This window comes from Dactylosporangium sp. NPDC051087, assembly GCF_055586325.1.
The window spans coordinates 165,610-178,383 of sequence record NZ_JBVJIJ010000023.1 but is presented as its reverse complement, the minus strand read 5'-3'; the positions used below and the strand labels follow the sequence as shown (position 1 = coordinate 178,383).

Genomic DNA, 12,774 nt, shown 5'->3' with positions numbered 1-12,774 from the left:
GTTACACGTGGTAGCCGAGGTGGCCGGAGACGCGGGCGGCGGCGGCGAGGAGCCGGTCGGCGCACTCGGACATCCGCGGCTTGAAGCGCGACAGCGGGCCGGCCGCCGACAGCACCGCGATGACGTGCCCGTCGTGGTCGAAGATCGGCGCGGCGACCGACGCCGCGCCGACCTGCCGCTCCCCCAGCGACGTCGCGTAACCGCGGCGCTGGATGGCCGCCAGCTCCTGGCGCAGCGCCGCCTCGTCGACGATGGTCTTGTCCGTCAGCGCGCCCAGGGAGTGCTTGGCCAGGTAGACCTCGATCTCCTCGGCGCCGAGGAAGGCCAGGAACGCCTTCGACGACGCGCCCGCGTGCAGCGGGTAGGGGGTGCCGAGCTGCACCTCCAGGCGCAGCTCCTGCTCGGGCACCACCTGGTCGGCGTAGAGCCGCATGTCACCGCGGCGGATCGACAGGGTGGTGGTCTCGCCGATCTCCTCCGACAGCCGGCGCAGCTCCGGCGCGGCGATCGCGCGCAGGTCGGTGCGCGCCAGGTAGGCGCGGCCGAGCGCCACCGCCGCGTGGCCCAGCGCATACCGCCGGGTGGTCGGGTCGACCGCCACCAGGTCCCGGTTGCGCAGCGCGGTGAGGATGCGGTGCACCGCCGCCTTGGTGAGGCCGAGCTCGGCGGCGATCTCGGTCACGCCGAGGTCGGGACGCCCGACCCGGCCGAAGAGCAGCAGGACGTCCATGGCCCGCTCGACCGCCGCGATGGAGCGGCTGGCGGAGCCGTCGGCGCTGTCGCCCGGGTTCACTGAGGTCGTTGCGGTGGTGGTCGGCACCCCAGAAGTCTAAGCACAGGATTTCCCTAGGGGAAACGGCGTCGCGCATCGTTGACATCGCTTCACCACGATCGTTACCGTGACGGTGACAGCGTTTCGCTAAGTGGAACAGAGGTGGGCGCGGGTGACGATCGACCCCGACACGTTCCGCTCGGTGCTCGCGCAGTGGCCGAGCGGGGTGAGCGTCGTGACCACCGTCGCCGGCGACGGCTGGCACGGCATGACCGCGAGCTCGTTCTCCAGTGTGAGCGTCGACCCGCCGCTCATTCTCGTCTGCCTCAACCGGCGCATCACCACGCACGCGCTCATCGAGGCCAGCGGCGTCTTCGCCGTCAGTGTCCTGGCCAAGGACCAGGCGACGGTCGGCCGCCGGTTCGCCGGGCAGGTCCTGGGTGAAGGTGTCGCCGACCGCTTCGCCGGCGGCGCCTGGGAGACCCGGGTGACCGGCGCGCCGGTGCTCACCGACGCCGTCGGCTGGCTCGACTGCCGGGTCGTGCACGCGTACGCCGGCGGCGACCACACCATCTTCGTCGGCGCCGTGCTCGGCGCGTCGACCGAGCGGATCGTCGCGCCGCTGCTGTTCCACTCCCGCGCCTGGGGGCAGCTCGCCGACGTGCTGCCCGACAAGGTCGGCGTCGCCGACAGCGGCCTGCTCGCCGCGCTGCGCGCGCACACGGTGCCCGCGGGCGTCGCCGGCGGGCTCGCGACCGCGCTGCGCGCCGCCGGGGTCCGGGTGCGGGTCCGCGACGCGTACGGCTGCCTCGCCTCCTCCGGCGACCGGCGCACCGCGACCGCGCTCGTCGCCACCGCCGGCGAGGTCGCCGGCGCGGCACTCGGCGGCGCCGGGGTCGTGGAGCTCGTCGCCGGCGACCCGGCCGTCACGAAACAGGTGCTCGACGAGGCCGGCCGGCACGACATGACGGTGACCTGCTGGCTGCCGGACGCGTTCGCGCCGGACCGGGCCGCCGAGGTGCTCGACGCCGTCGACGGGCTCGCCACGCTCGGCTGCGACGAGATCGGGCTCGACGAGGGCGCCGAGGCCGCCTCGCCCCGCCAGGTCCGGGCCCTGCTGCAGGACGCCACCGTCCGCGCCGGCACCGGGCCGAGACCGGTCTCCCTGCGGGTACGCCTGCGCGACCGGCACGGACTCGGCCTGGTCAACGCGCTGACCGCGATGAAGAGCGGGGTCCGGCACTTCGACACCACCCTCGGCGGCATCGACGGGGTCCTGGCGTGCGAGGACGTGCAGTTCCTCGCCGACCGGCTCGGCGTGGCCTGCGACAGCCCCCGCGCCGCGCTCGTCGCCGCCGCCGCGGACCTCGAACGACACCTCGGCGGGGCGCTGCCGGGCCGCACGTACCGCGTCTCCATCTCCTGAAAGGATCCGACCGTCATGGCACAGCTCACCGCCGACCGTCTGCTGGACGGCCTGTCCGACGCCGAGCGCGGCCGGGCGGAACGGGTCGAATCCGTGCTGCCCGCCCTGCGGGACGCCGCGGCGGGCGCCGACGCCGAGGGCCGGTTCCCCGTGGAGCACGTGGCGCGGATGCGCGACGCCGGGCTGCTCGGGCTCGTCGTGCCGCAGGAGTACGGCGGGCTCGGCGGCACGCTGCGGGACCTGGCCGCCGCCACGTACGCCATGGGCACCGCGTGCGGCTCCACGGCCCTCGCGTACTTCTTCCACAACACCAGCGCGTCGCGGGGGCTGCTGCCCCTGGAGGCGATCAGGGCAGGCCTGTTCGAGCCGGACGAGATCCCCGCCGTGCGGGCGTTCGCGGAGAAGGTGCTGACCCGGATGGCGGACGGTGTCTGGCTGGCGAACTTCGCGTCGGAGTCGGTGAAGAGCGCCGGCGCGAACATCTCCATCAGCACCACCGCGACGAAGGTCGGCGGCGGCTGGCTGCTCAACGGCGAGAAGTCGTTCGGCTGCGCCACCGGCGTCGCCGACTACTACCTGACCACCGCCCGCCTGGAGGGCACCGACACCGCGGCGGGCCTCGCCACGTTCTTCGTCCCGCGCGACGCCGCCGGGGTCGGCGAGCGCCCGACGTGGGACGCGCTCGGAATGCGCGCCACCGCCAACCACGGCATCACGCTCAAGGACGTGTTCATCGCCGACGACGAGGCGCTCACCGTGCCGGGGGCGTTCGTGCGGATGCTGCAGGTCAGCCGCGGCTCGTTCGTCGGCAACCAGCTCGCCATCTCCGCCGTGTACCTGGGCTCGGCGCAGTCCGCGTACGACGCCGCCCTCGCGGCGACGACCGGCAAGACGTTCGCGGACACCGGCCGGCCGGTCGCCAGCAGCCCCATGCACCAGGTGCTGTTCGGGGACATGACCGAGCGGCTGGAGACCGCGTACCTGTGGATCCGCCGCCAGCTGGAGCTGGAGACGTCGGAGCCGCCGCTGCGCGGCAAGGACGACGTGTTCCGCCAGTGGCGGATGGCGAAGGGCTCCATCACCGAGGCGTGCTTCGACGTCGCCGTCGGCGCCCTCAAGTGCACCGGCACGTCCGGCACCGCCAACACCGGCGTCATCGCCAGGGCAGTCCGGGACACCGCCATGTCCCTGGTCATGACGTTCCCGGCGGAGCGTGGCCGCCTGGAGGCCGCGAACCTGGTCACCTCGGGCGCGGAGAACGCCCTGTTCGCCAACGTGTCCAAGGAGCGGTGATGACGGCCCGATCTCTCGTCGGCGGCAGCTGGACGCCGGCCACCCGCACGCTGCCCGGGACCCTGGAGGACCCGGCGACCGGCGCGGTCCTCGGCCCGCGGCTGGGCAGCTCCCGCGACGACGTCGAGGCCGCGCTCGCCGCCGCCGACCGGGTCGGCGACTCCTGGGCCGCGGTGCCCCCGGCCGAACGCGCCGACCTGCTCGACGCCTGCGCCGACGCCCTGCAGGCCCGCATCGCGGACATCGTCGCCGTGGAGAGCGCGAGCACCGGCGTGCCGGTCCGGCAGGCGACCCCGCTCGGGTTCATCGTCACCGGCTCGTTCCGGCTCGCCGCCGCGCAGCTGCGCGAGGGGTGGCTCACCCGCACCGCCACCCGCGACGACGGCCGGCCCGTCACCGTGGAGCTGCTGCCGTGGGGTCCGGCGCTGTGCCTCGTGCCGTGGAACGCGCCCGCGCCGATGGCCGCGCACAAGGCCGCGAACGCCCTCGCCGCCGGCTGCCCCACGATCGTCAAGCCCAGCGAGTACGCGCCCGCCGGCACCCAGCTGCTCACCGAGACGATCGCGGACCTGCTGCCCGCCGGGGTGCTGCAGCTGCTGCACGGCGGGGCGGAGGTCGGTGCGACGCTCGCCGGCGACCCGCGGGTCCGGGCGGTGTCCTTCACCGGCGGGGTGCCCGGCGGTCGGGCCGTCGCCGGGCTGTGCGCCGCCGGGCTGAAACCCGCGCAGCTGGAGCTCGGCGGCAACAACCCGCTCGTCGTGCTGAGCGACGCGGACGTCGACGCGGCCGCCCGCGCCGCCGTCGACCTGCTCACCACGCTCAACGGCCAGTGGTGCCGGGCGCTCGGCCGGCTGATCGCCCCCCACGACATGGTCCCGGCGCTGCTCGCCGCGATCGGTGAGCGCCTGGGCGCGCTGCGCGCCGGTGACCCGGCCGACCCGCTGACGCAGCTGGGGCCGCTCATCCACAGCGGGCACCGGGCGCTCGTCGCCGCCCGCCTCCTCGACCTCGGCGGCAAGGCGCACACGTGGACCGACGTGCCCGCCGGCGGGAACTTCTTCGCGCCCGCGCTCGTCACCGGCGCCGCCGAGGAACCCGCCCGGCACGAGATCTTCGGGCCCGTCGCCACCGTCCACGGGTACGGCACCGTCGAGGAGGCCGTCGCCCTCGCCAACGACACCGCGTACGGCCTGGAAGGCTACGTCTTCGGCACCGACGAGGACGCCGCGCTCGGCGTCGCCCGGCGGATCCGCGCCGGCGAGGTGAAGGTCAACGGCTCGTCGGTGATGAGCCTGCACCTGTTCACGCCCCGCCCGGCGTGGGGCGTCTCCGGCCTCGGCGAGGAGGGCACGGCGGAGACCCTGCGCTTCTTCACCAACCCGCGGGTCACCGGCGTCGAGAACGGCTTCGCCCTGTGAGGCGGCTCCTCGCCAGGCTCCTCGTCGGCGGCACCGTCACGCACCTGCCCGGCGTGTACGACCCGTTGACCGCCGCCCTCGCGGTGCGTGCCGGGTTCCCGGCCGTGCACCTGTCGGGGGCGGCCGTGTCGGCGCTCGCCCTGGGGCTGCCGGACCTCGGCTACGTCCACGGCACCCACATCGCGGACCGGGCCGCGGCGCTGATGCCCGCGCTGGGCGGGGTGCCGCTGCTGGCCGACGCGGACACCGGCTACGGCAACCCGCTGCACGCCGTGTGGACGGCCCGCCGGTACGCGGCCGCGGGCGTGGCCGGGCTGCACCTGGAGGACCAGGTCAGCCCGAAACGCTGCGGGCACCTGGCCGGCAAGGAACTGCTCGGCGCCGGTCCGGCGGCCGCGAAGGTACGGGCGATCGCCGAGGCCGGCACCGGTCTGGTCCTCGTCGCGCGGACCGACGCGTTCACCGTCACCGGACTCGACGACGCGATCGCCCGTTCCCGGGCCTACGTGGCCGCGGGCGCCGACGCGGTCTTCGTCGAGGGGGTCACCGGCGCCGGCGACCTGGCGGCCGTGCACGCGGCCCTGCCAGGCGTCCCCCTGGTCGTGAACCGCTCCGAGGCATCCGGACAAGCATCGGAATCCGAGGCGTTTCCCGACGACGCCCGCCTGGCCGAGCTCGGGGTGCGGTTCGTGCTGCATCCGGTCGCGCCGCTGCTCGCCGCCCTCGCCGCCGCGCGGGACGCGTACGCCGCGATCGCCGCCGGCGGCAGCGCCACCACGGTGAGCAGGCTGCCGTGGGACGCGTTCACCGGTCTCGTCGGCCAGTCCGAGGCGCTCGCCCTGGACGCCCGCTACTCGGAGGTGCCCGCATGAAGGTGATCGTCGCCGGCGCGGGGCCCGTCGGGCTGACCGCCGCGCTCACCCTGCACCGCCTCGGCGCCGACGTCACCGTGCTGGAGGCCGGCGACGCCCTCGCCACGCAGTCGCGGGCGTCGACGTTCCACCCGCCGTCCCTGGAGATGCTCGCCGGCCTCGGGGTCCTGCCCGCGCTCCTGCGGCAGGGCCTGGTCTCGCCGCGGTTCCAGTACCGGGAACGCGGCGGCGGCGTCATCGCCGAGCTCGACATGTCGCTGCTCGCCGGGGACACGCCGTACCCCTTCCGGCTGCAGTGCGAGCAGAGCAAGCTCACCCGGCTGCTCCTGCCGCTGCTGCCGCCCGGCACCGTCCGCTTCGGGCACGCGGTGACCGGTGTCTCGCAGGACGCGGCCGGGGTGACCGTGCACGCCGGCGGCGACTTCCGCGGGGACTGGCTGATCGGCGCCGACGGGGCGAATTCCGCGGTGCGCCGGTCGCTGTTCGGTGACGCGTTCGAGGGGATCACCTACCCGGACCGGTTCCTGGTCGGCTCCACCGACGAGGACCTGACCGCGCTGCTGCCCGGGATCGCCGAGGTCAACTACCTGTTCGACCCCGTCGAGTGGCTGGTCCTGCTCCGCACCCCGGACCACTGGCGGGTGCTGCTGCCGACCCCGGCCGACACCCCCGACGACGCCGAGCTGGCGCGGCTGCCGGAGCGGCTCCTGGGGGTCGCCGACCCCGGGCGGCCGTGGCGGGTCGCGCACACCACCCTGTACCGGGTCCACCAGCGGGTCGCCGCGTCGTTCCGGGTGGACCGGGTGCTGCTCGCCGGGGACGCGGCGCACATCAACAACCCGCTCGGCGGGATGGGCATGAACTCCGGCATCCACGACGCCGTCCTGCTCGCCGAGGCCGTCATGACCGGCGACGACGACAACATCTCCGGCACCGCCCGGGCCAGGCGCGACGTGGCCCGCGACTACGTGCAGAAGACCACCCACGGCAACTGGGAGAAGCTGCGCTCCGGCGGCGCCTCCGCCTACGCCGACGAGCTGCGCGCCCTCGCCGCCGACCCGGTCGCGGCCAGGGCGTACCTGCTGCGGTCCTCGATGATCGCATCCCTGCGGGAGGTCTCGGCGTGAGCGGGCGGCCAGGCATCCTGCGGGAGAACCCGGCGCGGCACGCCGAGATCGTCGGGCGGGTCAGCGCCGTCGTCCGCAACGTCCCCGACCGGGTCGACGACGCCGTCCGCGCCGCGCACGCCGCGTTCCGCGGCTGGGCGGGCACGCCGGTCGACGGGCGGCTCGCCGCGCTGCGGGCCGCCGCCGACGCCCTGTCCGCCGCCGTCGACGAGCTCGCCGTCCTGCTCGCGCGGGAGATCGGCAAGCCCCTCGCGGACTGCCGGGGCGAGCTCGGGTTCGCCGTGCACTACCTGCGGTGGGTGATCGGGCACGCCCCGGCCGCGTACGCCGACCGGGAGCTCGACGACGCCCAGGGCCGCCTGCTGGGCATCCGTAAGCCCTACGGCGTCGTCGTCGCCGTGACGCCGTGGAACGCGCCGGTCATCCTCGCGATGCTGAAGCTCGCGCCGGCGCTCGCGGCCGGCAACACCGTCATCGTGAAGCCCTCGCCGCTCGGCCCGCTCACCGTCTCCCACGTCGTGCGGATCTTCCAGGCGTGCCTGCCGGACGGCGCGGTGCAGGTCATGCACGGTTATGCGGACCTGGTCACCGCGCTCGTCACGCACCGCCTGGTGCGCAAGGTCGCGTTCACCGGCGGTGAGGACGCCGGCCGGGCGATCGCCGCGGCCGCCGCGGACCGGCTCGTCCCGGCCGTCATGGAGCTCGGCGGCAACGACCCCGCCGTGTTCCTGCCCGACGCGCCGTTCGACGACGCGAGCATGGACCGCCTGGTCATGGCGAGTTTCGCCACCGCCGGGCAGGTGTGCATGGCGGCGAAACGGCTGTACGTGCCGCGCGCCCGCGCGGGTGACTTCGCCGACGCCTACGTGGCGGCCGCCGCCCGTGTCCTGGTCGTCGGCGACCCGCTCGCCGACGGCGTCACGATGGGGCCCCTGATCAGCGCCGACGCCCGGAGCCGGGCCATCCACCTGGTCCTGGACCAGCTCGTCGGCACCGCCGGCGTCGTCGAGCTGGGCCGCACCGGCGACGGCTACGACGAGAAGGCGGGCCACTTCGCGCCGCCCCGCCTCGTGCTCGACCCGCCGCCGGCGGCGGCGCTGGTCCGCGAGGAGCAGTTCGCGCCGGTCGTACCGGTGCTGTGCTACGACTCCGAGGACCAGGCCCTCGCCATGGCCAACGACGACGACCTCGGCCTCGGCGCGTCCGTGTGGAGCGCCGACGAGGACCGCGCGTTCGCCTTCGCCCGGCGCCTGGAGGCGGGCTTCGCGTTCGTCAACACCCACAACCGCACCGGCATGTCGCTACGGGCCCCGTTCGGCGGGGTGAAACGGTCCGGCTGGGGCCGCGAGTACGCCGAGGAGGGCCTCGCCGAATACGTCCAGACGTGCGTCGTGCACGCCCCCGCCGCTTTCCGCGCCGGCGGCGCCGGCCTGTCCCCCACCGCCTACCCCGGTTAGCACCGGCCCGGTCCCGTCCCCTCACCCGTCGCGGGTGCGGCGGGCGACGGCGACGTCGGTGACGGCGGCGGCGAGGGCGAGGACGACGAGGCCGATCGCGACCGTCAGCGCCATCTCGAACGCCGCCGTCCAGTCGCCGGAGGTGGCGTCGAGCCGGGCGAAGAACACGGCGCCGATCGCGGCGATGCCGAACGCGGCGCCGACGCGTTGCGCGGTCTGCACGACGCCGGCGGCGCTGCCGGACCGGTCGACCGGCACGCAGGCGAGGGTGAGGGTCTGGTTGGGGGTGATGACCAGGCCGCTGCCGATGCCGGCGAGCAGCAGCGGCGCGGACAGCGCCCAGGGTGAGGGCACCAGGTACAGCACGGCGATGGTCCCCGACAGGCCCGCGATGACGGTGATCAGACCGGCGACGACGAGGGGCCGGCCGAACCGGTTCACGACCCGGCCGCCGGTGAACGCGGCGATGGCCGAGCCGAGCGCGAACGGGGTGGTCGCCAGGCCCGCCTGCAGCGCCGTGAAGCCTTGCCCGCGCTGCAGGTACAGGGTGAGGATGAAGAAGTTCGCGGTGAAGCCGCCGAAGTACAGCAGGACGACGGTCGTGCCGAGCGCGTAGGACCGCCGGCGGAACAGCTGCAGGTCCGCCAGGGGCGTGCCGGGGTACCGCAGCTCCCACCGCACGAACCCGGCGAGGGTCAGGATGCCGGTGCCCACCAGGTACCAGTGCCGCTGCCCGATCAGCGGGAGCAGCAGTTGCACGACCGCGAGGCCCAGGAGCAGCACCCCGACCGGGTCGAGGCTCTCCCGGCGGCGCAGTTCCGCCGGCCGCTGGGGGATCAGCCGCCAGCCGAGCAGCGCCGTGGCGAGACCGACGGGCAGGTTGATGTAGAACACCCACCGCCAGCCGTCGTGCGCCCCGGCGAGCTGGATGATCACCCCGCCGAGCAGCGGGCCGGTGGCGGTGGCGATGCCGATCGTGGCACCGAGCAGCCCGAACGGCCTGGCCCGCTCCGCCGGCGGGTACAAACGTTGGATGAGGCCGGTGACCTGCGGGGAGACCACGCCGGCGAAGGCGCCCTGGACGAGGCGGGCGATGACCAGCCACGCCTCGCTCTGCGCCGCGCCGGCCGCGGCGCTGGCGGCGGTGAACCCGGCGAGCCCGGCGACGAAGACGGGCCGGATCCCGCGGGCGTCGCCGAACCGGCCGGCGGGCACCAGCAGCAGGCCGAAGGTGAGCGCGTACCCGGACAGGACCCACTGCAGCCCGCTGGAGCCCATGTGCAGGTCGGCCTGCATGGAGGGGATGGCGACGTTGACGATGCTGACGTCGAGCAGCGTCATGAACGCCGCCACGAGTGCGATCGCGAGCGCCCGGCCTCTCATCGTCCCGCTGTTGCCCGCGCGCCGCCGGTTCATGCCCGGCGGGGCGCGGCGGCGCTCAGAAGTCGACGGCGGTGCGGGCCGCGAGGCGGGGGCGCAGCCAGGCGCCGACCTCCTGGTGCGCCTCGTGCGACTGGTAGCCGCGCAGCCCGTCCAGGTCGTCGTGGGTGGTGATCATGCAGAGGTCGCCGGACACGTCGCTGCGCACGGTGTCCAGGCCCACGAGCATGGAGCGGACCTGCGGCACCACACCGACCAGGGCTTCCAGGCGCTGCTTGGCCTCCGGCGCGTCGGCGGGATCCGCGAACTTCATGACGACGACATGGGTCAGCACGACAATCGACCTCTCTTTCAGTGAACGCGCGGCGAGTGTATGTTCGGGAAACACTGTTCCGCTAGAGGAACCAGGAGGCCCTCGTGAGGGTTGCCGCTGTCCAGTTCGCCGTCGGTCAGGACGTATCCGCGAACCTCGCCGACTGTCTGCGGATGATCGACCAGGCCGCCGCCGAGGGCGCGGATCTGGTGGTCCTGCCGGAATTCTGCAACCACCTGTCGTGGTACGACGACCGCGACCATGCCCGGCGCATGGCCTGCCGGCTCGGCGACGCGTTCCTGACCGCGGTCGCCGGGCGGGCCGCGCGGCACGCCGTCCACGTGAAGATCAACGTCACGCTCGCCCGCGACGACGGCCGGACCACCGGCACCAACCTGCTCTTCGGGCCGGACGGCGCGCTGCTCGGGCAGAGCGACAAGCAGACCCTGATGGGCAGCGAGAACGACCACCTGCACCGCGGCAGCGAGAACGGGCCGGTCGTCGGCACCGCCTTCGGTACCGTCGGCATGTATGCCTGCATGGAGGGCGTCGCACCCGAGGTGGCCCGCGGACTCGCGCTGCGCGGGGCGGAGGTGCTGCTCAACAGCCTCAACTCCTTCGCGACCGACGAGGCGAGCCTGCACATCCCGGTGCGGGCGGCGGAGAACCGGGTCTGGGTCGTGGCGGCCAACAAGGTCGGCCCGCTGCTGCCCGCCGACAAGCTCGACGTCATCAGCGCCGGGCTCAAGGTGCCGCCGGAGTGGCTGCACGGCGCCGGGGAGAGCCAGATCGTGGCGCCCGACGGCACCGTCGTGGCGAAGGGCCCGCGGTCCGGCGAGGCGGTCGTGATCGCCGACATCGACCCGGCCACGGCCCGCGACAAGCGACGGCCCGACGGCACCGACCGGTTCACCGCGCGGCGCGGACCGGTCTACGCGCCGATCGGCCGGCCGCCGCAGGCCCCCTCCAGGCCGGACGCCGCCGAGTCGCTGCAGGCCGCCGTGGTACGGGCGAGCGACGGCGTGCCGGGTGCCCTGGCCGGCGGGGCGCGGCTCCTGGTGCTGCCGGAGCTGCAGGAGCCATCCGTCGTGGCGGAGCTGCGGGAGCTGCTGCGGGGCACCGACGCGGTCGCGGTGACCAGCGTCCTGGAGGACGGCGCGCACGCCGGCCTGGTGGTCTCCGGCGACGGTGTCGTCGGCAGGCAGCTGCAGCTGCACCCGGTCGAGCGGCTCGCCGGTCAGGTCAGCCGGCACGGCGACCGGGTGGAGACGTTCGACCTGCCGTGGGGGCGCCTCGCCGTCGTGGTCGGCGACGACGCCATCTACCCGGAGGTGTTCCGGGTGGCCGCGATCGCCGGCGCGGACGTGGTCGCGGTGCCGTTCACCCCCGCCGAGGACTGGGAGCTCGCCCTGGGCCTGCCCGAGCGCGCGGCGGAGAACCGGCTCAACATCGTCGCCGCCTCCGGCCCGCGACACCCGGCCGCGTTCTACACGCTGAGCCCCGACTTCACGCTGTGGACCGCCTGGGAGGGCCCCTTCACGGGCAGGATCAGCCACCCGGTCGTCACCGCCGTCGAGGCGGGGACCATGGTCGCCTCCGCCGTCCTGGCGCCCGCGCAGAGCCGCAACAAGCTGGTCTCGCGCGGCACCGACCTGCTCGACGGGCGGCCCTGGCAGCTCGTCGACGCCCTGACCCGTTGACATCTGTTACCCGTAGCGAAACACTGTTTCCATTACAGCTTGAGCGTTGGGAGTGAACGCGTGGAGGAAACCGTCCAGCACGTCGAGGAGATGCTCGACGCGTCGCCCGTGATCGACGTCCACCACACCTTCGCACAGTTCCAGCAGCTCCTGGCGGATCTCAAGGCCAAGATCGACGCGAGGTTCACCACGACACGCGACCCGTCGACCGACACGCTGGAGCAGTACGGGACGTATCCGGAGGGTCCGGGCGGCCGGGTCGCCGCCTACAGCGGGCCGGAGGTCGACTGGATGGTCCACTCGTGGCTGGGCGACCCGTCCCGCAGCTTCGTCAACCTGCACCTCACCTGCTGGCTCGGCCCGCAGGTCAAGGTGCCGCACCTCGGCATCGCGCTGCTGTGCTGGCCCGGCGGCTGGTTCTACACCGACTACATCCCGCGGACCGACATCGTCGTGGACGGCGACTACTTCGACCGCTACTACGCCGGCCCCAACGACGCGTGGCTGGAGCACCGCGCCGACGAGGAGTTCGCCTGGTTCACCAGCCGGGCCGGCTTCATCCGCGCCTCGCTGTCGCCGAACGCCTACGTGTACTCGTTCGAACGCAAGGAACGCAACCTCAAGGTGGTCAGCGACGTGCTGCACGCCAGGGTCGACCAGTGGCTGGCGTGGGTCGACGACGCCGAGGCGGTGCCGCAGGACGAGCGTGCCGCGCTGCGCGAGCGGGACCTGGCGACCCGGCGCAACATCGCCGACCGCGACCCGGCGAACGTCATGGGCGTGCGGTACTTCGGCGAGGAGCTCACCGCCCGTCTCGTCCGCGCCCTCTGGGGCGGCGACCGAGAACTGCCCCGCCCGTGAGCGGCCCGGAGCGCAGCGGAGAGGCTGCTCACCATATGCACAGTTTCAGCTCAGGGCGACGCCGGAGCGAAGCGGAGGTGGCGTCGTGAGCGGCCCGGAGCGCAGCGGAGAGGCTGCTCACCATATGCACAGTTTCAGCTCAGGGCGACGCCGGA

The 12,774-nt window shown here is 74.2% G+C and carries 11 protein-coding genes; 8 read left to right on the top strand and 3 right to left on the bottom strand.

Going from position 1 to position 12,774, the window contains the following annotated elements; genetic code table 11:
• Position 1 precedes the first annotated feature (1 nt).
• Positions 2-820 (bottom strand): IclR family transcriptional regulator, encoded by an 819-nt coding sequence (locus ACZ6TV_RS37990; protein WP_465303226.1) that lies wholly within the window; start codon positions 818-820, stop codon positions 2-4.
• A gap of 124 nt (positions 821-944) precedes the next feature.
• Between ACZ6TV_RS37990 and ACZ6TV_RS37985 the strand changes: the two genes are divergently transcribed.
• The 6 genes from ACZ6TV_RS37985 to ACZ6TV_RS37960 are packed head-to-tail and all read left to right on the top strand — an operon-like array spanning position 945 to position 8,365.
• On the top strand, positions 945-2,198 hold the full coding sequence (locus tag ACZ6TV_RS37985; RefSeq protein ID WP_465303224.1) for a flavin reductase: 1,254 nt from the start codon (positions 945-947) through the stop codon (positions 2,196-2,198).
• A 15-nt stretch (positions 2,199-2,213) separates the two neighbouring features.
• The gene (locus ACZ6TV_RS37980) at positions 2,214-3,491 is read left to right on the top strand and encodes an acyl-CoA dehydrogenase family protein (protein ID WP_465303222.1); all 1,278 of its coding nucleotides are present in this window, start codon (positions 2,214-2,216) and stop codon (positions 3,489-3,491) included.
• Positions 3,491-4,909 carry an aldehyde dehydrogenase family protein gene (locus tag ACZ6TV_RS37975; RefSeq protein ID WP_465303220.1) on the top strand — a complete coding sequence of 473 codons (1,419 nt, stop codon included), beginning with the start codon at positions 3,491-3,493 and terminating at the stop codon, positions 4,907-4,909. The genes ACZ6TV_RS37980 and ACZ6TV_RS37975 overlap by 1 nt, the downstream gene beginning before the upstream one ends.
• Positions 4,906-5,781: an isocitrate lyase/PEP mutase family protein gene (locus ACZ6TV_RS37970; protein WP_465303218.1), complete on the top strand. Its 876-nt coding sequence runs from the start codon at positions 4,906-4,908 to the stop codon at positions 5,779-5,781. The genes ACZ6TV_RS37975 and ACZ6TV_RS37970 overlap by 4 nt, the downstream gene beginning before the upstream one ends.
• On the top strand, positions 5,778-6,908 hold the full coding sequence (locus ACZ6TV_RS37965) for an FAD-dependent oxidoreductase (protein WP_465303216.1): 1,131 nt from the start codon (positions 5,778-5,780) through the stop codon (positions 6,906-6,908). The genes ACZ6TV_RS37970 and ACZ6TV_RS37965 overlap by 4 nt, the downstream gene beginning before the upstream one ends.
• On the top strand, positions 6,905-8,365 hold the full coding sequence (locus ACZ6TV_RS37960; RefSeq protein ID WP_465303214.1) for an aldehyde dehydrogenase family protein: 1,461 nt from the start codon (positions 6,905-6,907) through the stop codon (positions 8,363-8,365). The genes ACZ6TV_RS37965 and ACZ6TV_RS37960 overlap by 4 nt, the downstream gene beginning before the upstream one ends.
• A 21-nt stretch (positions 8,366-8,386) precedes the next feature.
• On the opposite strand, the gene ACZ6TV_RS37955 is transcribed toward ACZ6TV_RS37960, so the two are convergent.
• Positions 8,387-9,781: an MFS transporter gene (locus ACZ6TV_RS37955; RefSeq protein ID WP_465303212.1), complete on the bottom strand. Its 1,395-nt coding sequence runs from the start codon at positions 9,779-9,781 to the stop codon at positions 8,387-8,389.
• A gap of 22 nt (positions 9,782-9,803) precedes the next feature.
• Positions 9,804-10,079, bottom strand: a complete 276-nt coding sequence (locus ACZ6TV_RS37950) for a Dabb family protein (protein ID WP_465303210.1) — start codon at positions 10,077-10,079, stop codon at positions 9,804-9,806.
• An 83-nt stretch (positions 10,080-10,162) separates the two neighbouring features.
• Here ACZ6TV_RS37950 and ACZ6TV_RS37945 point away from each other — a divergent pair, with 83 nt between their 5' ends.
• On the top strand, positions 10,163-11,758 hold the full coding sequence (locus ACZ6TV_RS37945) for a carbon-nitrogen hydrolase family protein (protein WP_465303208.1): 1,596 nt from the start codon (positions 10,163-10,165) through the stop codon (positions 11,756-11,758).
• Positions 11,759-11,818: 60 nt separating this feature from the next.
• Positions 11,819-12,619 carry an oxidoreductase gene (locus ACZ6TV_RS37940; protein WP_465303206.1) on the top strand — a complete coding sequence of 267 codons (801 nt, stop codon included), beginning with the start codon at positions 11,819-11,821 and terminating at the stop codon, positions 12,617-12,619.
• Positions 12,620-12,774 lie beyond the last annotated feature (155 nt).

Excerpts from the sequence above, each read along its gene's own strand:
- ACZ6TV_RS37980 (WP_465303222.1), top strand. The coding sequence starts at position 2,214 with ATGGCACAGCTCACCGCCGACCGTCTGCTGGACGGCCTGTCCGACGCC.
- ACZ6TV_RS37975 (WP_465303220.1), top strand. The coding sequence starts at position 3,491 with ATGACGGCCCGATCTCTCGTCGGCGGCAGCTGGACGCCGGCCACCCGC.
- ACZ6TV_RS37965 (WP_465303216.1), top strand. The coding sequence starts at position 5,778 with ATGAAGGTGATCGTCGCCGGCGCGGGGCCCGTCGGGCTGACCGCCGCG.
- ACZ6TV_RS37955 (WP_465303212.1), bottom strand. The coding sequence starts at position 9,781 with ATGAACCGGCGGCGCGCGGGCAACAGCGGGACGATGAGAGGCCGGGCG.